The organism is Acidimicrobiales bacterium, from assembly GCA_016794585.1.
Lineage (GTDB): Bacteria > Actinomycetota > Acidimicrobiia > Acidimicrobiales > DATDAH01 > JAEUJM01.
On record JAEUJM010000044.1, the window covers coordinates 17,576 to 40,034 of the forward strand.

Annotated in this window: 25 protein-coding genes and 1 pseudogene; 20 read left to right on the top strand and 6 right to left on the bottom strand. The window is 73.4% G+C overall.

Going from position 1 to position 22,459, the window contains the following annotated elements; all coding sequences use genetic code 11:
* Positions 1-109 precede the first annotated feature (109 nt).
* Positions 110-706: a hypothetical protein gene (locus JNK12_21910; GenBank protein ID MBL8778601.1), complete on the top strand. Its 597-nt coding sequence runs from the start codon at positions 110-112 to the stop codon at positions 704-706.
* A gap of 75 nt (positions 707-781) precedes the next feature.
* Complete coding sequence (locus tag JNK12_21915) at positions 782-1,177, top strand: hypothetical protein (protein MBL8778602.1); 396 nt, start codon at positions 782-784, stop codon at positions 1,175-1,177.
* 36 nt (positions 1,178-1,213) lie between these two features.
* Here JNK12_21915 and JNK12_21920 read toward each other — a convergent pair whose 3' ends face one another.
* Positions 1,214-2,746 carry an AAA family ATPase gene (locus JNK12_21920; GenBank protein MBL8778603.1) on the bottom strand — a complete coding sequence of 511 codons (1,533 nt, stop codon included), beginning with the start codon at positions 2,744-2,746 and terminating at the stop codon, positions 1,214-1,216.
* Between the two features lie 50 nt (positions 2,747-2,796).
* Positions 2,797-3,447, bottom strand: a complete 651-nt coding sequence (locus JNK12_21925; GenBank protein MBL8778604.1) for a response regulator transcription factor — start codon at positions 3,445-3,447, stop codon at positions 2,797-2,799.
* 83 nt (positions 3,448-3,530) lie between these two features.
* On the opposite strand from JNK12_21925, the gene JNK12_21930 reads away from it, so the two are divergent.
* Positions 3,531-4,661: a GAF domain-containing sensor histidine kinase gene (locus tag JNK12_21930; protein ID MBL8778605.1), complete on the top strand. Its 1,131-nt coding sequence runs from the start codon at positions 3,531-3,533 to the stop codon at positions 4,659-4,661.
* A gap of 16 nt (positions 4,662-4,677) precedes the next feature.
* On the opposite strand, the gene JNK12_21935 is transcribed toward JNK12_21930, so the two are convergent.
* Positions 4,678-5,565: a pyridoxamine 5'-phosphate oxidase family protein gene (locus JNK12_21935; protein MBL8778606.1), complete on the bottom strand. Its 888-nt coding sequence runs from the start codon at positions 5,563-5,565 to the stop codon at positions 4,678-4,680.
* Positions 5,566-5,830: 265 nt separating this feature from the next.
* On the opposite strand from JNK12_21935, the gene ccmA reads away from it, so the two are divergent.
* From ccmA to JNK12_21995, 12 genes and pseudogenes are all read left to right on the top strand, one after another.
* Positions 5,831-6,532, top strand: a complete 702-nt coding sequence (ccmA, locus tag JNK12_21940) for a heme ABC exporter ATP-binding protein CcmA (protein ID MBL8778607.1) — start codon at positions 5,831-5,833, stop codon at positions 6,530-6,532.
* Positions 6,522-7,190, top strand: a complete 669-nt coding sequence (locus tag JNK12_21945) for a heme exporter protein CcmB (protein ID MBL8778608.1) — start codon at positions 6,522-6,524, stop codon at positions 7,188-7,190. The genes ccmA and JNK12_21945 overlap by 11 nt, the downstream gene beginning before the upstream one ends.
* On the top strand, positions 7,187-8,020 hold the full coding sequence (ccsA, locus tag JNK12_21950) for a cytochrome c biogenesis protein CcsA (GenBank protein MBL8778609.1): 834 nt from the start codon (positions 7,187-7,189) through the stop codon (positions 8,018-8,020). The genes JNK12_21945 and ccsA overlap by 4 nt, the downstream gene beginning before the upstream one ends.
* Positions 8,017-8,151 (top strand): heme exporter protein CcmD, encoded by a 135-nt coding sequence (ccmD, locus tag JNK12_21955; GenBank protein ID MBL8778610.1) that lies wholly within the window; start codon positions 8,017-8,019, stop codon positions 8,149-8,151. The genes ccsA and ccmD overlap by 4 nt, the downstream gene beginning before the upstream one ends.
* Complete coding sequence (locus JNK12_21960; GenBank protein MBL8778611.1) at positions 8,142-8,744, top strand: cytochrome c maturation protein CcmE; 603 nt, start codon at positions 8,142-8,144, stop codon at positions 8,742-8,744. Before ccmD ends, JNK12_21960 begins: the two co-directional genes overlap by 10 nt.
* Before the next feature lie 7 nt (positions 8,745-8,751).
* Positions 8,752-10,518 (top strand): annotated as a pseudogene (locus JNK12_21965) (heme lyase CcmF/NrfE family subunit).
* A gap of 410 nt (positions 10,519-10,928) precedes the next feature.
* Entirely contained in the window at positions 10,929-11,726 is a 798-nt protein-coding gene (locus JNK12_21970; protein MBL8778612.1) for a TlpA family protein disulfide reductase, read from the top strand.
* Positions 11,723-12,295, top strand: a complete 573-nt coding sequence (locus JNK12_21975; GenBank protein MBL8778613.1) for a cytochrome c-type biogenesis protein CcmH — start codon at positions 11,723-11,725, stop codon at positions 12,293-12,295. Before JNK12_21970 ends, JNK12_21975 begins: the two co-directional genes overlap by 4 nt.
* Complete coding sequence (locus tag JNK12_21980) at positions 12,292-13,110, top strand: hypothetical protein (GenBank protein ID MBL8778614.1); 819 nt, start codon at positions 12,292-12,294, stop codon at positions 13,108-13,110. Before JNK12_21975 ends, JNK12_21980 begins: the two co-directional genes overlap by 4 nt.
* 72 nt (positions 13,111-13,182) lie before the next feature.
* Positions 13,183-14,556: a DUF1446 domain-containing protein gene (locus JNK12_21985; GenBank protein ID MBL8778615.1), complete on the top strand. Its 1,374-nt coding sequence runs from the start codon at positions 13,183-13,185 to the stop codon at positions 14,554-14,556.
* Positions 14,557-14,703: 147 nt separating this feature from the next.
* The gene (locus JNK12_21990) at positions 14,704-15,084 is read left to right on the top strand and encodes a DUF4234 domain-containing protein (protein MBL8778616.1); all 381 of its coding nucleotides are present in this window, start codon (positions 14,704-14,706) and stop codon (positions 15,082-15,084) included.
* A 128-nt stretch (positions 15,085-15,212) separates the two neighbouring features.
* The gene (locus JNK12_21995; protein MBL8778617.1) at positions 15,213-15,599 is read left to right on the top strand and encodes a TM2 domain-containing protein; all 387 of its coding nucleotides are present in this window, start codon (positions 15,213-15,215) and stop codon (positions 15,597-15,599) included.
* A 21-nt stretch (positions 15,600-15,620) separates the two neighbouring features.
* Here the strand turns inward: JNK12_21995 and JNK12_22000 are convergent, their stop codons facing one another.
* A complete protein-coding gene (locus tag JNK12_22000; protein MBL8778618.1) occupies positions 15,621-16,076 on the bottom strand; it encodes a histidine phosphatase family protein in 456 nt (151 codons plus the stop codon).
* A gap of 141 nt (positions 16,077-16,217) precedes the next feature.
* Between JNK12_22000 and JNK12_22005 the strand changes: the two genes are divergently transcribed.
* On the top strand, positions 16,218-16,583 hold the full coding sequence (locus JNK12_22005) for a hypothetical protein (GenBank protein ID MBL8778619.1): 366 nt from the start codon (positions 16,218-16,220) through the stop codon (positions 16,581-16,583).
* Positions 16,584-16,608: 25 nt separating this feature from the next.
* Here JNK12_22005 and JNK12_22010 read toward each other — a convergent pair whose 3' ends face one another.
* Entirely contained in the window at positions 16,609-17,730 is a 1,122-nt protein-coding gene (locus JNK12_22010; GenBank protein ID MBL8778620.1) for a cysteine desulfurase, read from the bottom strand.
* A gap of 215 nt (positions 17,731-17,945) precedes the next feature.
* A complete protein-coding gene (locus JNK12_22015) occupies positions 17,946-18,665 on the bottom strand; it encodes a helix-turn-helix domain-containing protein (protein ID MBL8778621.1) in 720 nt (239 codons plus the stop codon).
* 113 nt (positions 18,666-18,778) lie between these two features.
* On the opposite strand from JNK12_22015, the gene JNK12_22020 reads away from it, so the two are divergent.
* The 4 genes from JNK12_22020 (at position 18,779) to JNK12_22035 (ending at position 22,438) form a co-directional block, all read left to right on the top strand.
* Entirely contained in the window at positions 18,779-19,921 is a 1,143-nt protein-coding gene (locus JNK12_22020; protein ID MBL8778622.1) for an Mrp/NBP35 family ATP-binding protein, read from the top strand.
* Between the two features lie 113 nt (positions 19,922-20,034).
* A complete protein-coding gene (locus JNK12_22025; GenBank protein MBL8778623.1) occupies positions 20,035-20,271 on the top strand; it encodes a DUF3107 domain-containing protein in 237 nt (78 codons plus the stop codon).
* A 25-nt stretch (positions 20,272-20,296) separates the two neighbouring features.
* Positions 20,297-21,247, top strand: a complete 951-nt coding sequence (locus JNK12_22030) for an ArsA family ATPase (GenBank protein MBL8778624.1) — start codon at positions 20,297-20,299, stop codon at positions 21,245-21,247.
* Positions 21,248-21,250: 3 nt separating this feature from the next.
* The gene (locus JNK12_22035; protein ID MBL8778625.1) at positions 21,251-22,438 is read left to right on the top strand and encodes an AAA family ATPase; all 1,188 of its coding nucleotides are present in this window, start codon (positions 21,251-21,253) and stop codon (positions 22,436-22,438) included.
* Positions 22,439-22,459 lie beyond the last annotated feature (21 nt).

Consider the following 22,459-nt stretch of genomic DNA (forward strand, 5'->3'; position numbering starts at 1 on the left):
GCACGGGGGACGCGAGGGCGCGTGCGCCGCGGATGGGACGTTCGGCCCTAGGCCGGGAGGGCACGGCCCGGGCATTCTCGGAGGGTTCGCCACCCGAGGGGGAAGATCCATGCGCATCCTCGTGACCGAGACCCATGCCGAGGCGGCCCTGCCCGCCACCCGCCAGCTCGTCGAGGCGGGCCACGAGGTCGTGCGCTGCCGCGCCGACGACGGCCCGGCCTTCCCCTGCGCCGGCCTCGAGCCCGGCGGGTGCCCCGTCGAGGGTGGGATCGACGTCGCCCTCACCGTGCGCACCGGCCCGCCCGAGCAGCCGACCGCCCGCGAGGACGGCGCCGTGTGCGCCCTGCGCCGCCACGTGCCGCTCGTGGTGGCCGGCCCCGCCGGGCCCAACCCCTTCGAGGGGTGGTCGACGGTGGCGGTCGACGAGCGCGACCTCGTCGCTGCCTGCGAGGCGGCCGCCGCCTCGGACATCTCCCGGCTCTCCGACGCCGCCCGGGCCGAGGCGAGCCGGTTCCTGGCCAAGCGGGGCCACGACGTGGACGGTGTCGAGGTGCACACCCGGCGCTCGGCGCACGAGCTCAAGGTCGAGCTCAGGCTCCCCGACTCCCTCACCGGTCCCGAGTCCGACGCCGTGGCGGTCAGCGTGGCCGACGCCGTGCGCGCCATCGAGCCGACCATCCCCGTCATCGACGTCCGGCGCGCCTGAGCGCCGGCGCCACCGTGATCGTGACCGTGACCTTCGGCCCTTCCACCGGCCGCCGCCCGGCGCGACCCTGACCACATGACCGAGACCACGAACAACGAGGAGCTCGCCGCCGAGCTCGAGGATCTCGAGCGCGAGACGGTGGACGCCGACGGAGATGACATCCGAGCGCAGGTCGAGGCCCAGCTGGCCAAGTGGCGCCAGTGGATCGACGAGCTGGTCGTGCAGGCCGACCTGGGTCGCCTGGACGTCCGCGACGAGCTGCGGGACCTGGTCCAGCGGCTCGAGAACTCCTACCTCGCCCTGAAGAACGAGGCCGAGAAGGCCGTCGACCGCAACCAGGGCCGCGGCGAGCAGGTGCAGAAGGTCGCGGCGGGTGCCGCCGGGGATCTGAAGGAAGGCCTCACCAAGGCCACCGACGATCTGCGCAGCGCCGCCCGCAAGGCCTACGACCAGGTCCGCAAGGCGGCGTAGGCCGCCGCGGGTCAACCGTTCTCGGCCCTCGGGCCGTCACCTCACGTCGGAGGGTGACGGTCCGAGGGTCGGAATCGTCGCGTCGAGGGCGGCCGACTTCGGGCCGGACGTGTCGATCTCGATGGCCTCGGGCCACGGCTCGAAGCGCGCCGCCATCCAGTCCGCCACCTCCGGTGTGGCCTCGGACGCGTCGTCACCCCGGGCCAGCCGCCGGGCGACCCGGTCCCGGCAGACCTCCGGCGGGGCCACGCAGCGGATCGAGGTGACCCGCGCGCCGATCGCCTCCGCGGCCGCGCCTGCGGCACGTCGGCTCGCGGCGGTGCGCCATGATGCGTCGAGCACCACGGATCCGCCGGCGCCGACGGCGGCCAGCCCTTGCCGCACCACCTCGTCGTAGACCCGGGCGGTGACGTCGGGGGCGTAGCCGCCCTGCTCGATGGCGTCCGGTGCCCTGTCCCCACCCTGCCCGTCGCTGCGACCGAGCAGCTCGCGGCGCACGTCGTCGGACCGCACCACCACCCAGTCGTGCGCCTCGCCGATGCCTCGGGCGAGGGTCGACTTCCCCGTGCCGGGGCCACCGCCGACGAGGACGACGCGAGGCTCGGCGCGGCGCAGGTGGTCGAGGGCGAGGGCGAGGAACTGGTCGACGGTCGCCTCCTCGTCCGTGCGGGCGGCGTCCTCGGCGGGGAGTTGGTCGGCCCGTAGGGCGTGCACCTTGGCCCGCACCACGGCCCGCTGGGCCACGTACAGGTCCGTGAGGGCGGCGGGCGGGTGCTCTCCGGCCGCCTCGCCGTAGGCGCGCCACAGGGTGGTGGCGAGGTCGGGACGGCCGAGGTGCTCGAGGTCCATGGCCAGGAAGGCGAGGTCGGCGGCGACGTCGCCCCAACGGAGCTCGTCGGCGAAGGCGAGGCAGTCGAGGATGCGGGGGCCGTCGTCGAGGCAGAAGATGTCGTCGGCCAGCAGGTCGCCCTGGCCGTCGACGATGTGGCCGCCGGCGACACGGCGCTCGAGCATCGGGCGGCGGGCCCGGATGCTGCGCTCGGCCAGGTCGCCCGCGGCGGCGAGCGCATCGCCCCGCTCGGCGCCGAACCCGGTGGACGCGAGCTCGGCGAGGTCCGCCTCCCACCGGGCGGCGAGCGCGTCGGGAGTCGCCACCGCCTCGATGGCGGGGGACCGGTCCGCTCGCCGGTGGAACTCCGCCATGACCTGCGCGACCGCCACCACTTCGTCGTGACCGCCGCCGGCGCGGGCCAGGGTGGCGAGGCGGCGGGCGGGGTCGAGGCGGCGCATGAGCACCAGGTGGTCGCACACCTCTCCTTCGGGCCCGCGCACCTCGGCCACTCCCAGGTACACCTCGGGGGCCAGGCGGCGGTTGAGGGCGACCTCCCGCTCGCAGTCGACCCGTCGACCCTCGACGGTGGTGTGGTCGAGGAAGTCGGTGCGGACCGGCTTGTAGCGCTTGACCGCCAGGTCGCCGTCGAAGAGCACGGTCGAGATGTGGGTCTCGGCCACCGCCGCGGGTGGCGGCGGACCCGGCGGCGCCGGTGGGCGGGCGGCCGGCTCGGTCACCGGCCCATCATCGCCCCGCCGGCCAGAAGGCCGCAGAGGCGAAGGTCACGTCAGTCGCGGTGCTCGCGCTCGCGGCGCTCGGCCAGGCGGGCGGCGAAGACCGCGGCCTCGGTGCGCCGACTCATGCCGAGCTTCGAGAGCAGGTTGCTCACGTAGTTCTTGACCGTCTTCTCGGCGAGGTACATCCGCTCGCCGATCTGGCGGTTGGTGAGGCCCTCGGCGATGAGGTCGAGGATGCGGCGCTCCTGGGCGGTGAGGCCGGCGAGCTCGTCGTCTTCGGGGGTGCGCAGGCGCTCGAGGACCTTCTGGGTGAGCGCGGGGTCGAGGAGGGACTCGCCGGCACCCACGCGGCGGATGCCGCCGACGAGGTCGGTGCCCTTCACCTGCTTGAGCAGGTAGCCGGCGGCGCCCGCCATGATGGCGCTGAACAGCGCCTCGTCGTCGGCGAACGAGGTGAGCATCAGGCACTGGATCTCGGGGTGCTTCGAGCGGATCTCGCGGCAGACCTCGATGCCGTCGCCGTCGGGCAGGCGCACGTCGAGCACGGCGACGTCCGGCCGGGTGGCGGGGATGCGGCCGTAGGCCTCCTCGGCCGTTCCCGCCTCGCCGACGACCTCGAAGTCCTCCTCGGCCTCGAGCAGGTCCCGGAGTCCCCGGCGCACCACCTCGTGGTCGTCGAGCAGGAAGACACGGACGGTCATGGCGGACAGTCTGCCCGTTCGGCCCGGTTCGCGGCGGTTGGCTGCGTTCGTGCCCGCGGTGACGGTGGTCGTAACCTCTCGACGTGTCCAGGCCCACGGCGCCGTCGAGCATGCAGCAGCTGCTCGACGCGGTCGCCGCCGTCGGGACCGATCTCGACCTCCCGGCCATGCTGCGACGCATCGTGGCCGCCGCCGCGCAGCTCGCCGACGCCCGCTACGCCGCCCTCGGCGTGCTCGACGAGAGCGGCACCGAGCTGGTCGAGTTCATCACCGTCGGACTCTCCGACGAGGGGGTGCGAGCCATCGGGCACCTGCCCAAGGGGCACGGCATCCTCGGCATGCTCATCGTCGACAAGGAGCCGCTCCGGCTCCGCGACCTCAGCCAGCACCCCGACAGCTACGGGTTCCCCGCGAACCACCCGCCCATGACGTCGTTCCTGGGCGTCCCCCTGCGGGTGCGTGACGAGGTGTTCGGCAACCTCTACCTGACCGACAAGGCCTCCGGCGAGCAGTTCACCAGCGAGGACGAGCTGTTGGTGGTGGGCCTGGCCGTGGCCGCCGGCGTGGCCATCGAGAACGCCCGCCTCCACAACCGGGTGCAGGAGGCCGCCATCGTCGAGGACCGCGAGCGCATCGCCCGCGACCTGCACGACACCGTCATCCAGCGCCTGTTCGCCACCGGCCTCTCACTCCAGGGCGCCATCCGCAAGGCCGAGGTGCCCGAGGTGGCCGAGCGCATCGAGGCGGCGGTCGAGGATCTCGACCTCACCGTCAAGCACATCCGCACCGCCATCTTCGGCCTCGAGTCGTCCCGGGGGCGCACGGTCAACGGCACCCGCGCCGAGGTGATGTCGCTGTGCCGAGAGGCCGCCGGCCCGCTCGGCTTCGAGCCCCGTGTCACCTTCGACGGCCCCATCGACGCGTCCGTGCAGGGCTCGGTGGCCATCGACCTCCTCTCGGCGGTGCGTGAGGCGCTCAGCAACGTGGCCCGCCACGCCCACGCCTCCCGGGTGGACATCCACCTGCACGTGGTCGACGACACCCTCAGCCTCAGCGTGGTCGACGACGGCGTGGGCCTCCCCGACGACCTCGCGGCCGCCGGCCACGGCCTGCGCAACCTCCGGGACCGGGCCGAACGCCACGGCGGCAGCTTCCTCGTCCTGCCCGCCGTCCCGAGCGGCACCCGCGCCGAGTGGCAGGTCCCGCTGTCGTAGGCGGCGCCGCCGCCGATCAGGTGCGGGCGGCGGCGGGGGTGCGGGCGGGGAGTCGGCAGCCGGCCACGACGTCGGTGGGGACGGCCAGGTAGCGGTCACGGGCGCCGTGGGCCCACCAGCCCCCGGGCTCGAAGCCGAGCTCGGCGCGGGCGGCGTCGGCGGCGTCGACCAGGCCGGAGACGTCACGGGCCACGCCCGTGACGGTGACGCTCCAACCCCAGGGCTCGTCCGCGCCCAGGGCGTCGACCTCGAAGGCCACCACGGCGTCGGTGGTGGCGGTGTGCAGGCGGCTGCCCTCGGCGGTGCGGAAGACCACCCGGTCGCGCCACAGGCGGTAGTCGACGGGCACCACGACGGGCAGGGCTCCGGCGGTGAAGCCGATGCGCCCCACCTTGGCGGTGCCGAGCAGGGCGAGGCACCGGGCCCGGGTGAGGGGCTCGCCGCCGCTCTGCTCGAAGTCGATGGGGTCGAACACGGTGCGGGAGACGTGGTCGTCGTGGTCGTGCTCGGGGAGGACGTCGGCTTGGGCGGCCCGCTGGCGCACCGCGTCCTCGACCACGAGCACGAGGTCGGCGCCGGGGCTGGTGTAGCTGGTGGCCCAGGCCGTGTAGGGGCTGGCGAGGGGCGTGCCGGCCAGCACGAGGGGGACGCCGCTCTCGGTCAGGGTGAGGACTCGCTCCTCGCACCACGGCACCCCGACGAGGGCGTGGCCGGGGATCGAGACCACGACGTCGACGGTGTCGGGATCGAACGAGTGCCGGTCCCCGGTCGGCCACCGGAAGGGCACCCCGCTCTCGGCGGTGACGTGGCTGACCGTGTGGCCGGCGCCGGCGAGTGCGAGCGTCGCCTCACCGATCGCGTCGGCATCGGGCCCCACGAGCAGGACGTGCAGGCTGGTGCGCATCACGTCGCTCCCGGGTGGGAGTGGGCGACGGCGGATCGCGGCGGAGACGGCGCAACGCGCCGGCGGGCGTGGACGCGGCGGGTCCCGGTCCCCCCGGAGGCCGTCCCCTGTGCCGTGCTCCTTCGAGCCATGGGGCGAAGGTACGGGGGTGCGATCCGGCCCGGCAGGGGCGAAAGTCCCATCTCTGCCGCCGGTGGTGCGCTCAGGACCCCTGGCGCTGCGCTTGCTGGTGTGAGCGCGGCCTCCGTAGCCTGCCCTTGGCCCCATGGATCCCGTCGTCCACCTCCGCGCCGCGGTCTCGCTGCTCGGGCGCTTCCCCGCCCTCGCCGGCGTCGACCTCGACGTCGGGCGGGGCGAGACCGTCGTGTTGCAGGGCCCCAACGGCGCCGGCAAGACCACCCTCCTGCGGCTGTGCGCGGGCCTGGCGCCGGTCGCGTCGGGCACCGCGGTCGTCCTCGGCCACGACCTCACCCGCGACCGCAAGGCCGTGCGCCGCCATGTCGGCCTGCTCGGCCACCAGACCCACCTCTACGACGAGCTCACCGTCGCCGACAACGTCACCTTCTGGGCGAAGGCCGTCCGTGCCGACGCCGCCGACGCCCAGCGGGCCATGGCCCGCCTCGGCCTCGACGGGCGCCTCCGCGACGTGGCCGTCGGTCGCCTCTCGGCCGGACAGCGGCGACGGACCGCCCTCGCCGTGCTGGTCGCCCGACGGCCCGAGCTGTGGCTGCTCGACGAGCCCCACGCCGGCCTCGACCAGGACGGACGCGACCTGCTCGACGGCCTCATCCGGGAAGCCACCGCCGCGGGGGCCACGGTGCTGATGGCCTCGCACGAGCTCGAGCGGGTCCAGGGCCTCGCCCCCCGGGTCGTGCACATCGCCGGCGGTGGCGTGGCCGGCGACGACCCCGCGCCCGAAGCGGCCGGCGAACCGGCCGACGAGGGGGAGGCCGCCCGTGTTCCGTGACGCCGCCCTCATGGCGGGCAAGGACCTGCGCCTCGAGTGGCGTTCCCGGGTGGCCACCAACCAGGTGGCGCCGTTCGCCGTGCTCGTCCTCATCCTGTTCGCGTTCGCGCTCGACCCCGATCGGGGGATCCTCGAGCGGGCCACCGCCGGCCTCTACTGGATCACCGTGCTGTTCTCCGCCCTGCTGGCGCTGTCGCGGGCCTTCTCGGTGGAAGCCGCCGACGGCAACCGGGACGCCCTGCGCCTGTCGGGGCTCGATCCCGCCGGCATCTTCCTCGGCAAGGCGGCCGCCATCGCCGCCGAGCTGCTGGCCCTCGAGGTGGTGCTGCTGGTCGGTGTCGTCGTGCTCTACAACGCCGACCTCTCGGGCATCGGGCTGCTCGCGGCGACCTGCGTGGCCGCGACCGCGGGGCTGGCGGCCACAGGTAGCCTCTACGGCGTGCTCGCCGCCGGCTTGCGGGTGCGGGAGACCCTGCTCCCGCTCCTGCTCCTGCCGGTTGCGGCGCCCGTCCTCATCGGGGCGACGCGGGCTTTCGAGGCTGCGTTCTCCGGCACCACGGGCGAAGGTTGGTCGTGGTGCGTCCTGCTCACCGTCTTCGCCGCCGTCTACACCGTGTTCGGGGTGCTCGCCTTCGGGCCCCTGCTGGAGGAGTCATGACCACCACTGATCCGACGCCGGCGGCCACCGACGCCGGTCCCATGGCCACGGGGTCGGCCTTCACCCGGGTGCTCGGCATCCTCTGCCTGGTCGGCATCGCCGCCCTGCTGGCCTTCGGGCTGGTGTGGAGCGCCCCCGACGTCGTGCAGGGCGACTCGGTCCGCATCATGTACGTCCACGTGCCGGTGGCCATCGTGGCCTTCCTCGCCTTCGGGGTGACGGCCTTCGGCAGCGTGATGTACCTGTGGAAGAAGTCGCAGTTCTGGGACCTCACCGCCGGCGCCTCCGCGGAGATCGGCGTCGTCTTCACCTCCCTCTGCCTGGTCACCGGCATGCTCTGGGGCCGTCCCACCTGGGGCGTCTACTGGGTGTGGGACGCCCGCCTCACCACCACGGCGCTGCTGCTCGTCCTCTTCCTCGGGTACCTGGCCGTGCGCCGCATCCCCGCCGAGCCCGACGTCCGGGCCAAACGGGCGGCCATCGCCGGTCTGATCGCCTTCGTGGACGTCCCCATCGTCCACTACTCCACGGTGTGGTGGCGCACCCTGCACCAGGGGCCCACCATCACCCGCCTCGACCCGCAGATCGACGGCCTCATGCTCTTCAGCCTGATGCTCGGCATGGTGGTGTTCCTGCTCGTGTACCTCTGGCTGCTCGTCCACCGCTTCCGGGTGGCCTACCTCGAGGCCCAGGTCGAGGACCAGGGCCTCGACGTCGCCATCGCCGAGCGCCGCGCCGAGGCGCAGGCCGCGGGTGGCGCGGCCGCCACCCCGGCCGCCGCGGCCGCCGCCGACCCGGCCCCGCTCGTCAGCACGGGGGAGGAGCGATGAGCCACGCCGGCTACGTCGCCGTCTCCTACGCCCTGGTCCTCGGCTCCACCGCGTTCTACGCGGTCTGGGTGATCGTCAAGGGCCGCCGCCTCAGCCGCCAGGTGCCCCCGGAGGACCGTCGATGGCTCTGACCCCACCGCCCCCGCCGCCGTCGGCCACCGCCGACGAGTCCGACGAGGACCTCCCCCCGGTCGACCTCACGCCCCGCGCCGGACGGGCACGGGGCAAGCGCCGCCTGCCCGTGATCCTCGCCCTCGTCGTGGTCGTCGCCGCCCTGATCTTCATCGCCGCCCAGAGCCTCGGCTCGGCCACCTTGTTCTTCTACAACGTCGACGAGGCGGTCGCGAACAAGGACGACCTGGGTGACGACCGCTTCCGCCTCCAGGGCACCGTCGAGGAGGGCTCGGTCCAAGAGTCCGACGACCGGGTCGAGTTCGTGGTGTTCTTCGGCGGCGCCGAGGTGGACGTGGTCCACCAAGGCGACCCGCCCGAGCTCTTCCAGCCCAACATCCCCGTGGTGCTCGAGGGCAACTGGGACGGCGACCACTTCGCCTCCGACCGCATCATGGTGAAGCACTCCTCGTCCTACGCCGAGGACAACCCCGACCGGGTCGAGCCGGTCGACGCACCGGCCGCCGACGGCGTCACGGACAGTGGGTCGTCCGCGCCGTCCGGCCCCGACGAGTCGTCGGGGGGCGACGCCGCCGAGTCCGGCAACCCGTGACGCGGCCATGAACGTCGCTCTCGGCTCGGCCGCGCTGCTGTTCGGCCTCGGGGCCTCCGTGCTGGGTGCCGGCACCCTCGCGGTCGGGCTCGCCAAGAAGCGGCCCAAGCTGCTCGTGCTGGGCCGCAGCTACGCCCTGCTCGCGTTCCTCGGGGCCCTCGTGGCGTTCGCGGTCATGGAGCGCGCCCTCATCACCCGGGACTTCACGGTGGCCTACGTCGCCGAGAACGGCAGCTCGAAGACCCCCGCCATCTACAACTTCGCCACCCTCTGGGCGGCCCTCGAGGGCTCGATCCTGCTCTGGGCGCTGGTGCTCACCGGCTACCTGATGGCCATGATGCGCAAGTTCCGCCACCGCCAGACCGACCCGCTGGTGGGCTGGGCCAACCTCACCATGTTCGTGGTGTGCATCTTCTTCTTCGGGCTGATGGTCACGGTGGCCAAGCCCTTCCTGCCCTTCGACCCCGGGCCGGGCTTCGACGGGCCGGGCCCGAACCCCCTGCTCCAGAACCACATCCTCATGGCCTTCCACCCACCGATGCTCTACCTGGGCTACGTCGGGTTCACCGTGCCCTTCGCCTTCGCCATCGCCGCGCTGGCCACCGGTCGCCTCGGCGAGGGCTGGCTGGTCGAGACCCGGCGCTGGACCCTGTTCGCCTGGGGCTTCCTGACGGTCGGCATCGTCCTCGGGGCGTGGTGGTCCTACGAGGTGCTGGGCTGGGGCGGCTACTGGGCGTGGGACCCGGTGGAGAACGCCTCGTTCCTGCCGTGGCTCACCGGCACGGCCTACCTGCACTCGGTGATGGTCCAGGAGCGCCGCGGCATGTTGCGGGTGTGGAACCTGTCGCTCCTGTGCGCCACGTTCTCGCTCACCATCCTCGGCACCTTCCTCACGCGCTCGGGGGTGCTCGACTCGGTGCACGCGTTCACCGAGTCCGGCATCGGGCCGGCCATCCTCGGGTTCTTCGCCTTCATCGTCGCGGTCACCGTCGGCCTCATCGCCTGGCGGGGCGACACGTTGCGGTCGCCCGGGCGCATCGACTCGCCGATGTCGCGCGAGGGCGCCTTCATGGCCAACAACCTCCTGTTCGCGGCCTTCGCCTTCGTGGTGCTCCTCGGCACCGTGTTCCCTCTGCTGGTCGAGGCCGTCAACGGCGACCGCATCTCGGTGGGCGTCCCCTACTTCAACCGCATGACGATGCCCATCGGGCTCACGCTGCTGTTCCTCATGGCCATCGCCCCGGTGCTCCCGTGGCGCAAGGCCAGCGGGGAGCTGCTGCGCCACCGCCTGTACTGGCCGATGTGGGTGGCCACCGCCTCGCTCGTTTTCGCCGTGGTCATCGGCGCCCGAGGGCTGGCCCCACTCGTCGCGTTCTTCCTCGGCGGGCTGGCCGCTGGCTCGGCCCTCCGCCAGATCGTGCTCGCCACGCGGCGCCAGGGGTGGCGCGGACTGGTGGGTCGGGCCAACGGCGGCATGATCGTGCACCTGGGCGTGGTCATCATCGCCGTCGCCTTCGCCGCCAGCCAGAGCTTCGCCCACCAGGGTGAGTTCCGCCTCTCGCCCGGCGACTCGGCGGTCGTGGCCGGTCACCGCATCACCTACCTCGGGGTCGAGACGGTCGAGCGTCCCGAGAAGGTCGTGGTCCAGGCGCGGGTGCGCGTCGACGACGACGGGGTGTTCACGCCTGCCCTCAACCGGTTCCAGTTCGGTGGCCAGGCCATCGGCACGCCGTCGGTCCGGGTCGGGTTCGCCGATGACGTCTACCTCGCCCTGCTGGCCCTGCCTGGCGAGGAGGGCTCGGTGACGGGCACGGGCAGCGACACCAGCGACGCGCTGGCCGACGCCGCCGGCGACGGCTCGGAGGACGGCGCGGCGGCGGACGGCGCCGACGCCGGGGACGGCGATGCCGCCGCCGGCCAGCCCGCGGCCGACGCCGTGCTGCTGCGGGTGATCGTCCAGCCCATGATCGTCTGGCTCTGGATCGGCGGCGGGGTGATGGCCCTGGGCACGATCCTCGCGGCCTGGCCCGGGCGCCGGCGGCGCCCCACCGATCCGGTTTCCGCCCCTGTCGAGGTCGCCGCCGGCGGCCCCGACGCCGGGACCGATGACGGCGACGGCGGCGACCAGGGCGGAGGGGACGAGGGCGACGACACCTCGGCCCCCGAACCTGCGACGGTGGGCTCGTGACCGACCCCCAGGCTCCTGACGGGCCCCGCCGGCACGGGCGCGTGCTCGAGGACCCGCCTTCCGCCGACGCCGACGCCGACGCTGATGCCGGTACCCGTGCCGGGGACGGCGGGTCGGGCGTCGCGTCGTCGGGTCCCGCCGCGTCGGGCGACGAGGGCACGGGCGACGCCGCCGGCCTGTCCGAGGGGCGCCCCCGCCGCCGCGGCCCTATCTTCTTCGTGGCCCTCGGCGTCGCCGTCGTCCTCGCCGTGTTCGTGGTGGTGCTGGCCACCCGTGAGCCCAGTCAGGACCGACGGGCCGACAGCCCCCTGGTGGGCGAGGTCGCCCCGCCGGTGCGGGGGGTCTCGCTCACCACCGGCGACGAGTTCGACCTCGACTCGCTGCGGGGCCAGTGGGTGGTCGTGAACTTCTTCGCCACCTGGTGCGTGCCGTGCCGGGTCGAGCACCCCGAGCTGCTGTCGTTCAGCCGTCGCCACGCCCAGATCGGCGACGCCTCGGTGGTCAGCGTCGTGTTCGACGACGAGCCGGGCGAGGTGCAGCAGTACTTCGAGGACAACGACAGCACCTGGCCGGTCATCGACGGCTCCGGCACCGGCGTGGCCCTCGACTACGCGGTGGCGGCCGTGCCCGAGTCGTTCATCATCTCGCCGACGGGCTACGTCGTGGCCAAGGTGACCGGCGGCGTCACCAGCGTCGGCCTCGACCAGCTCATCGACCAGCTCTCCGGTGCCGAGTCCGACGGCGCCGGGTCCGACGGTGCCGGGTCGGGCTCCCCGGGGACCACGACGCCATGACCGACACCGCCGCCCCCGAGTCCGCCGGGGCCCCTGATCCCGACTCCTCCCCGTCGTCGTCGACGACGACGACCCCGGCGTCCCTGTCGGGCAAGGCCGGTCCGGCGCCGTGGCTGTGGGTCCTGATGGGGGCGATCGTGCTCGTGGCCCTCGTGGTGGGCACCCGTCCCGACGACACGCCCCGCACCAACGAGGACCGTGCCCATGCGCTCGGCGACACGCTGAAGTGCCCGACGTGTCGCAGCCAGTCGGTGGCCGATTCGGACGCCCCCGTGTCGAAGGAGATCCGCGCCGAGATCAACCGGCGGATCGAGGCCGGCGAGACCGACGAGCAGATCCGTGACTACCTCGTGGGGCGCTTCGGCGAGGACGTCGTGCTGACCCCTGCCGCCACCGGGGTCACCGGGCTGGTGTGGGTCCTGCCGGTCGTGTTGGTGGTGGCCAGCGGCGCCGCCCTGGGCTTCGCCTTCCGGCGCTGGCGCCGCCGGTCGCCCGTCGGGGTCACCGACGACGACCGGGCGCTGGTGGAGAAGGCCCGCCGCGAGCTCGAGGGCGACGGGTCGTCGTGACCGGCACCCGGTCCGCCAAGCGGCCGCCCGCGGGGCTCGGCGCCGCCGACCGCGACGCCCTCGTCGAGGAGCGCGACTTCCTGCTCGCCTCCCTCGACGACCTCGACCGCGAACACGCCGCCGGCGACATCGACGACGACGACTACCGCGCCCTCCAGGACGACTACACCGTGCGCGCCGCCGCGGTCGTGCGGGCCCTCGAGGAGCACGAGGCCGCCTCGCGGGGCGCCGACGCCGACCGTGTCGGCGACGGCGCGAACGGATCGGGCCGGGTCCGCACCCTCGCCATCAGCGCCTTGGTGGTCGTGTTCGCCGTCGTGGCCGGGCTCGTCATCGCCAACAACTACGGCACCCGCGCCCCGGGCGAGAGCGCAGTGGACGACGGCGTGGAGACCGCCCGCGAGAAGGTGTCCGAGGCGCAGCAGCTCGAGGCCAGCGGCGAGCCCGACTCCCTCGCCCGGGCCGCCGAGCTGTACGACGAGGTCCTCCAGACCGATCCCGAGAACGTCGACGCCCTCACCTACAAGGGCTGGCTACTCGTGCGGGCGGGTGTCGACGGCGGGATGGAGTTGTTGGATCAAGCCATCGCCCTTCGCCCCGGCTTCGCTCCGCCCCACGTCTTCAAGGCGGTGGCGTTGCGCAACCAGGGTGACCCCGAGGCGGCGCTCGCCGAGCTCGACGCCGTCGACCCCACCCAGCTCTCGGCCTTCGGCGGCCTGGTCACCAACCTGCGCCAGGAGCTCGAGGCCCTGGTGATCGCGGGCGACACCTCCGACGGCGCCGGCGCCGCCACCCCCACCACCGCCGCGCCATGATGGCGGGGTGACCGGATCCAGCAGGGGCGACGCCGGCGTGGTGACGCCGCGCAGCGGAGCGGAGCAGCGGCGGTGAGCTCGAACGGATCCCGAAGGGGTGACGCCCGAGGCGGCGCAAAGCCAGTACGCATCGGGGGTGGGCAGGGGTTCTACGGCGACGGCCACGAGCCGGTGGGCGCGCTCCTCGAGGCCGGCGTGGACTACCTGGTCTGCGAGGCGCTGGCCGAGCTGACCCTCGCCATACTCGCCAAGGACCGGCTCCGCGACGAGGCGCTCGGGTACGCCCGTGACCTGCCGCTCTACGTGGCGGCCGCGGCGCCGTACCTGCTCGACGGGCGCACGAAGCTCATCACCAACGCCGGCGGCATCAACCCCGTCGCCGCCGGTCGGGCCGTGGCCGGCTTCGCCAAGCAGGCCGGCGTCGGCGGCCTGACCATCGCCACGGTGGTGGGCGACGACGTGCGTCCCCGGGCCGCCGAGTTGGGCCTGCCCGACGACGCCATCTTCGCCAACGCCTACCTGGGCGCCCGTCCCATCGTCGAGGCGCTCGCCGCCGGCGCCGACATCGTCATCACCGGGCGGGTGGCCGACGCCTCGCTCTTCCTGGCCCCGCTCATCCACGAGTTCGGGTGGGCGTGGGACGACTGGGACCGCCTCGCCGCCGGCGTGACCGTCGGCCACCTGCTGGAGTGCAGCGGCCAGGTCACCGGGGGCAATTACTCGGGGGCATGGTGGGAGAACCCCGACCCGCTGCACGTCGGCTTCCCCCTCGGGGAGGTCGACCAGGACGGCGCCATGGTCCTCACCAAGCCCGAGGGGACCGGGGGCATGGTCACGTTCGACACCGTCCGGGAGCAGCTCCTCTACGAGGTGCACGACCCGAGTCGCTACCTCAACCCCGACGTCGTGGCCGACTTCACCACGGTGCAGCTCGACGATCTCGGCGACGACCGGGTCCGGGTGTCCGGCGCCACGGGACGCCCGGCGCCCGAGACCTACAAGGGCCTGGTGTGCACGCCCGCCGGGTGGTCCGGCGAGATCCGCTTCGGCTACTCGTGGCCCGACGCCGAGGCCAAGGCACGTGCGGCGCTGTCCTTCGTGCGCCGACGGGCGGAGGACGCCGGGGTGGCCGTCGACGAGTGGCACGAGGAGTACTTCGGGCTGAACGCGTACGGCGGCGACACGGTGGACCTGGGCCCCCGCGCCGGCGGCGACCACGAGCCGCCCGAGGTCATCGGGCGCCTCGCGTGGCGAGCCGCCGACCGAGACGTCGCCGCGTCGGTGGCGAAGGGCGCCGGCGTGTTGGGCCTGTCGGGCCCGCCCACCATCACCGGCACCGGGCGCGCCCGCGACGGCAAGCCCACGCAGCTCCTCGCGGTCGAGCCCTTCTTCGTCGAGCGGGCGTCGGTCGACGCCGGCGTGCGCGTCGACGTCGCCGTGCTCTGACCCCGGCGAGCGGCGGCGGGAGCCGGGCATCGGGATGCGGGGCGACAAGCGGTCTCGGCCTCCTGAGCCTCCCAGCCGAACGGTGACGTCCCCCGCCAGTCGGCGTTCCCCCTGCCGTAACCGTGTGCCTGCACTAGCGTGCGCGCCATGACCAACGTCTCACCTTCGGGCAAGCCCCTCGGCAAGCTGCGCAGCCCCATCGGCGTGTGGCTGCTCACCCTCATCACCTTCGGGATCTACCTCGTGTACTGGTGGTACAAGGTCAACAAGGAGCTCGACGACTTCGACGACGAGATCAACATCTCGCCCGTCCTCAGCGCCATCGCCCTGTTCGGGGTCATCACCACGGTCGTCACCATCGTCCGCACCGGCGGGCGAATCGGCCACGCCCAGAAGCGGGCCATGGGCGAGGACGACACGTCCGGTTGGCTGGGTCTGCTCCTGGCCTTCTGCGCCACCCTGAACGTCGCCTATTACCAGGCCAAGCTCAACAAGCTGTGGGAGAGCCAGGGCGCCACCCGGGCCTGATCAGCCGCATGGCGGCGGTCGGCTCGGCCGGTCGTCCGCCTCGTCCAACCGGTGGTGTGCCACCGCGGTTAGGGTCGCGGCTGAACCAGCCACGCCCCTCCCGGGCACCTTGGTGAAGGAGAACCTCAATGTCTGATGCCCCGCCGCCGCCTCCTGGTCCGGATCCGAGCAGCGTCCCGCCGCCGCCCGCTCCCGGCTACCAGCAGCCCGCACCCGGCTACCAGCAGCCGCCCGCCTACCAGCAGCCCATGGCCGCCGGTGGCGTCCCGGCCGTCGGCCCCGACGGCACGCCCCTCAAGTCGAAGATGGTCGCCGGCCTGCTCGGCATCTTCCTCGGCGGCTTCGGCGTCCACAACTTCTACCTGGGCAACACCAACAAGGGGATCATCCAGATCGTGGTCACCCTGGTCACCTGCGGCATCGGGGCCATCTGGGGGACCATCGAGGGCATCTTGATCCTCGTGGGCAACCAGGGCTTCTCCACCGACGCCCAGGGTCGCCCGCTGACGGACTAGCCGCACTGCGGCGCGCCATCGTCAGGGGGCGGGCTCGTACCGCCCCCTGACGAAGCGCTTCCCTTCGGGGTGCAGCACCCAGGTCGAGCCCTTCTTGGCGTCGCGGCCGTGGGCCTCCATGCCCTCGCCGATGAGCCGGTTCACCAGGTCGGGGATGATGTCGCCGTGGCTGCACAGCGCCACGTCGATCCCCCGGACCGAATCGAGCAGCTCGCGGGCACCATCCACCGACGCGCCCTCGAGCAGGGCGTCGTGGTCCTCGATGACAAGGCCGAGGTGCGAGGCCAGGGGGTCGAGGGTCTGGCGGCACCGCACCGCCGGGCTGGTGATCAGCCGACGGATGCCCTTGGCGCCCCAGAGCTCGACCAGGCCCTTGGCCTGACCGAACCCCTTCTCGGTGAGGGGCCGGAGCAGGTCGTCGTGGGCCCATTCGCTGCGGCTGAGGGCGTCGGCGTGGCGGACGAGGTAGACGGTCACGGGCGGGCGGCGTTCACGATGCAGGGTCGGGGTCGCCCGTCGGGCATCGCCCGAATGTAGGCGAGTGGGCGACCCGATTGTGCCACCGTCGGGTTGCGGGGCCGTCGCCCGGATCGGGTGATCCCGCGTAGGGTGGCCGCCGTGGCCAGGATCCAGCTCCGGGACCTCTGCGGGGCCCGCTCGGGGGACAAGGGCGACATCAGCGACATCGCGCTGTTCGCCGACGACGAGGCCGCCTACGAGGCCATCCGGGCGCAGGTCACCGCGGCGCGGGTGAAGGACCACTTCGGCTCGCTGGTGGCCGGCCCGGTCGAGCGCTTCGAGGTGCCCAACGTCTGGGCGCTGAAGTTCGTGCTCTACGACGCCCTCGGTGGCGGCGCCCCCCGGTCGCTGCGGGCCGACAACCTCGGCAAGACCTTCGGCGCCAGCCTCCTGCGCCTCTGGATCGACGTCCCCGACGAGGTCGCCGCCGGCGCCCGCCGGCGCAAGGCCCCCGTCCCCCGCTGACCCCGCCGGCGCCGGCGCCGGCCAATCAGCCGCCGGCGAGGGCGCGGAGGTCGGCGAGGACCTTCGGGAGGGCGGTGAGGAGGGCGTCGACGTCGGCGTCGGTCGTGCTCCAGCCCACCGAGAGGCGCAGCGAGCGGTGGGCGTCGACGCCCATGGCCTCGAGCACGGGGGAGGGCTCGAGCGACTCGGACGAGCAGGCGCTGCCCGAGTGGGCGGCGACGCCGGCCCGGTCGAGGCCGAGCAGCACGGCTTGTGGCTCGATGCCGTCGATGCCGAGGCAGACGAGGTGCGGGGCCCGGTGGTCGAGGTCGCCGTAGACCCGGACGCCATCGAGATCGGCCACCGCGGCCAGGATCCGGTCGGTGAGACGGCGGGCCTCGGCGGCCTCCGCCTCGATCCGCCCGCCGCCGAGCGCCTCGGCGGCGGCACCGAAGCCGACCACGGCGGTGACGTTCTCGATGCCCGCCCGTCGGGCCCGCTCCTGGTCGCCGCCCAGCAGGAGCGGGCGCAGGCGCAGACCTCGTCGGACCAGCAGGGCGCCGGCGCCGGCCGGGCCCCCGAACTTGTGGGCGCTGAGCGACAGCAGATCGGCGCCGAGGTCGGTGAACGCGATGGGGAGGTGGCCGTTGGCCTGGGCGGCGTCGACGTGCACCAGCACGCCCCGGTCGCGGCACCCGGCCACCACGTCGGCGACCGGTTGGACGGTGCCCACCTCGTGGTTGGCCCACTGCACGTGGACAAGGGCGGTCTCGGGCGTGATGGCGGCCAGAACCTCGCCGGCGTCGACCCGACCGCCGCCGTCGACGCCCACGACGGTCACGGCGCCGGCGCGGGCCGCCGCCTCCCGAACGGCGGAGTGCTCGACGGCGGGCACGACCTGGTGCGCCCCCCGCTCGGCGGCGCCCCACACCGCGGTGGCGATGGCCTCGGTGCCACCGCTGGTGAAGACCACTTCGCGCGAGCGGGCGCCGAAGCACGCTGCCACCTGCTCCCGGGCCGTCTCGACCGCCACCCGGGCGGTCAGGCCCTCGGCGTGTATGCGGCCGGGGTCGCCGGCGGGGTCACGCAGGCAGGCGACCATCGCCTCGACCACCTCGGGCCGCGGGGGCGACGTCGACGCGTGGTCCAGGTAGTGGCGCCGGCTCACGCCCCCATCATCGCCCGCCCGCCGCCCATAGCCCCCACCTCATCGCTTCTGCCAGCACGAGCCTGTTCTGCACGACAGGGCGGTGCTGGCGGAATGAGTGGACCGGGCGGGTGGCCGGACGACGCACACCGGTCGCGCCGTTCTGCCAGCACGAGCCTGTTCTGCACGACAGGGCGGTGCTGGCGGAACGAGGGGACCGGGCGGGTGGCCGGCGGTCACTCGGGGACGGCGGTGACGCAGCGCTCGTCGCCCATGGGGAGCGACGCCTCCGTGGCGGGCGTGGTGTCGCCGTAGAGGGCGCCGAGCATGCCCTTCACCATGCCGCGGTCGACCGCGCAGATCACCGGGTGCTCGACGGCGGCATCGCCGAACGGGCAGTGCTCGGACACGAGGCGCAGCTGGCCGTTGCGCGACTCGGCGCGCATGGCGAAGCCGTGAGCGGTGAGCGCGTCGGCCACGGAGTGCAGCGCGGTCCGGAACGAACGGGACTGGTCGCCGCCGGTGCCCATGGACTCGGCCATCGTGCGGCCGTATTCGATGCCCACCTCCTCGGCCATCCGCTCGGCCTCGGCGGGTCCGAGCAGCTCGAGGGCGCGGCCCAGCAAGGTGACGAGCACGTCGTCGTGGCGCACCGGCATCTCGATGGGCATCGCGTCGCTGGTGACCCGGTAGTGCTTCGAGGGCCGACCGGCGCCGCCGGACTCGCTGCGCTCGACCGCGACCTCCAGGTACCCGCCGGAGGCGAGCTTGTCGAGGTGGTGGCGGGCGACGTTGGCATGCAGCTCGAAGCGTTGCGCCACCTCTGCGGCGGTGACGCCTTCGGCGTGCTCACGGGCGAAGAGGTAGATGTCCCGCCGGGTGGGGTCGCCGAAGGCCGAGGTGATCGCCGTGACCGCCGAGGCGAACTCGGTGGCGGTGAGGGCCGAGCCGTCCACGTCGGTATTCTACCTATGCGCGTAGGTGAAATACCCGAGGCACCGGGCGAGTGCCCGTGCCCGCCACGCGATCGGTGCCCGCCGGGGCGCCGTCGAGGAGGAGGCACGACCCCATGAGCGATCAGCGCAACGCCGTCGAGTCGGCCATCGGCGGCGTGCTCGAGCCCGAGCTCGAGCGCACCCTCGCCGACCTCGGCCTGGTGCGTGGCGTCGCCGTCGACGGCGGCCGCGTGCACGCGGTCGTGGCCCTCACCACCCCCGAGAACCCCACGGCGCCCGAACTGGCCCAACGCATCACCGACGCCGCCGGCGCCGTCGAGGGCGTCACCGGCATCGACATCGAGTTCTCGGTCCTCACCGACGACGAGCGGCTGGCCCTGCGCCAGCGCCTCCTCGGCGACCCCCACGCCACCGCCGGCACCACCGAGGCCCACGGGCATGCCGAGGGCCGGGCCATCCCCTTCAACCAGCCCGGCTCGCACACCCGCGCCCTGCTGATCGCCTCCGGCAAGGGCGGCGTGGGGAAGTCCTCGGTCAGCACGAACCTCGCCGTGGCCCTCGCCGCCCAGGGCCACCGCACCGCCATCGTCGACGCCGACGTGTGGGGCTTCTCCGTCCCACGAATGCTCGGCATCCACCGGCCGCCCACCCTCATCGACGAGATGCTCGTCCCGCCCCGAGCCAACGGCGTGGCGTGCATCTCGATGGGCTTCTTCGCCGACGAGAGCCAGCCCGTGATCTGGCGGGGTCCGATGCTCCACAAGGCCCTCGAGCAGTTCCTCACCGACGTCTACTGGGGCGAGCCCGACTTCCTCGTGGTCGACCTGCCCCCGGGCACGGGCGACATCTCGATCTCCCTCGCCAGCTTCCTGCCCCAGAGCGAGGTGTACGTGGTCACCACCCCGCAGCCCGCAGCCGAGCGGGTGGCCCAGCGAGCGGCCTTCATGGCCCAGAAGGTGGGCCTCGAGGTGAAGGGCGTCATCGAGAACATGTCGTGGTTCACCGGCGACGACGGCACCCGCTACGAGCTCTTCGGCGCCGGCGGTGGGGCCGGCCTGGCCGAGCGCCTCGACGTGCCCCTCGTCGGCCAGGTGCCCCTGGTGCCGGCCCTGCGCGAGGGCGGCGACGGCGGCGAGCCCATCGCCGCGGCCGACCCCGACAGCGAGGCCGGGCGGGTGTTCGCGGAGATGGCCCGCACCATCGCCGTCGATCTGGCACCCACGAAGCGCCGTCACCCCGAGCTCCGGATCGTGTGATCGGGCGGTCGCCGCGTACCATCGGTCCCTGCGGCCGCTGGTCCCGGACCGGCCGCCCCACCCCGCCGAGGCCCCGCCTCCGCCCCGACCCCAGCGCCAGACAGAGGAAGACCATGGACGTTCGCATCGGTGTGACCTACAGCCCCAAGGAGCTCGACCTCGACCTGGGCGACGACGTCGATCGCGACGCCCTGAAGAAGAGCATCGAGGCCGCCCTTTCCGACGACGACGGTGTGCTCTGGCTGAGCGACAAGCGCGGGCGGGAGGTCGCCATCCCGTCGGGCAAGGTGGCCTACGTCGAGCTCGGCAGCCCCGAGGACGAGCGGCGGATCGGCTTCGGGGCCGGCTGAGCGCCCGCCCGTGCCCGCCTCCGCGGTGCCGCTGCTCGATCGGCGGCTCCTCTTCGTCACCGGCAAGGGCGGGGTCGGCAAGACCACCGTCGCGTCCGCCCTCGGGGTGCTCGCGGCGAAGCAGGGCAAGAAGACCCTCGTCTGCGAGTTCGACGCCAAGGGCAACATCGCCGACTTCTTCGGGTCGGACCCGACCCGCTTCGAGCCGCTCGAGGTGCAGCCGAACCTCTTCGCCATGTCCATGGACACCGAGGAGTCGCTGAAGGAGTACCTGCGTCTCCAGATCAAGGTGCCGCTGCTGGCCAAGATCGGGCCGCTGGCCCGGACCCTCGACTTCGTGGCCAACGCCGCGCCGGGCGTGAAGGAGATCCTCACCGTCGGCAAGGTGGCGTGGGAGGTGCGCGAGGACCACTACGACCTCGTGATCGCCGACGCCGCCGCCAGCGGCCACGTGGTGGCGCAGCTCTCGGCGCCGCAGGCCATCGGTGAGCTGGTGAAGGTCGGCCTCATCAAGGAGCAGACCAGCTGGCTGAGCGACATCCTCGACGACCCCGCCGTCACCGGCGCGGTCCTCGTGTCGGCGCCGGAGGAGATGCCGGTCAGCGAGACCCTCGAGCTGGCCGAGCGCATCCGCACCGACACCCGGGTGGACATCGCCGCCGTCGCGGTCAACCGGGTGCTCCCCGAGCTGTTCGGTCGGGGCGAGGAAGCGGTCTTCGACGCCTTGTCCGAGCCCGCCGCGCGCGAGCGCCTCGACGCGCTGGTGGGCCACCCCACCGCCCCGCTCTTCGACGCCGCCCGGCTGGCGGTCACCCTTCGCCGCACCCGGGCTGAGCACCTCGACCGCCTCCGCCACGAGCTGCCCGCAGAGCTCCCCCTGCTCTACCTGCCCGAGCTGTTCACCCGCAGCCACGGGTCGCGCGCCACCCACCAGGTGGCGGCCGCCCTCGCCGCCGAGCTCGGGCTGGAGGCCTAGGCCGTGGCCAAGAAGACCACCGTGGCGCCGCCGCCCGCGTCGTTCGAGCAGCTGCTGGCCACGCGCGAGATCGTCGTCACCTGTGGCTCGGGTGGCGTGGGCAAGACCACCACCGCGGCGGCCGCCGGGGCGATGGCCGCGGTGCACCTCGGCGGCAAGGTCCTCGTGCTCACCGTCGACCCCGCCCGCCGCCTCGCCACCGCCCTCGGCCTCGAGCAGTTCGGCAACGTCGAGACCCAGGTCCCCGCCAGTGCCTTCGCCGAGGCCGGCGTCGAGCCCCGGGGCGAGCTCTGGGTGGCCATGTTGGACATGAAGGCGTCGTGGGACGACCTCGTCCACCGCTACGCGCCGGACGAGGAGACCCGCGAGGCGATCCTGGCCAACCCGCTCTACCAGAACATCACCGGCAAGTTCGTCCAGAGCCACGACTACATCGCCATGGAGCGGCTCTACGAGATCCACGTCTCGGGTCGCTACGACCTCATCATCGTGGACACCCCGCCCACCCGGAACGCCATCGACTTCCTCGAGGCGCCCGAGCGCATGGCCGACTTCTTCAGCAGCCGCCTGCTGCGCTGGCTCACCGCCCCGGCCCGCTCCCGCATCCTCAGCACCGCCTCGAAGCCCTTCTACTCGATGGCCGACCGGATCCTCGGCTCCCAGTTCCTCCAGGACATCGCCGACTTCTTCCTGCTCTTCCAGACCATGTACGACGGCTTCGTCGAGCGCGCCCGGTCCATCGAGCGGACGCTGGCCGACCGCTGCACCACCTTCGTGGTGGTGAGCACCCTCGACACGGCGCCGGCACGCGAGGCCGAGTTCTTCATCGAGGCACTCGCGGAGCGGGAGCTGAACCTCGGGGCGCTGGTGCTCAACAAGGTGCTGCCGCCGTTCTTCGTCGACGCCGAGGCCGGGGCGATGGCCGAGCAGGTCTGCCGGGACAGCGAGGCGCTGGCTGAGCAGGTCGTGGCCGAGGGCATCGGGGGCTGCACCGACGCCGGACAGGTCGCCCGGGTGCTCAGCGAGGTCGGCGAGAGCTTCGTCAACTACCGGGTGGTCGCCACCCGCGAGGCCGAGGAGGCCGCCCGCCTGGGCGAGCGTCCCGGCCTCGTGGCGGCGGTGTCCTACCTCGAGTCCGACGTCCACGACCTGGGCGGCCTCCTCGAGCTCGGCGAGCGTCTCTGGTCGTGAACGCAGGCGTCCAGGGCGGGC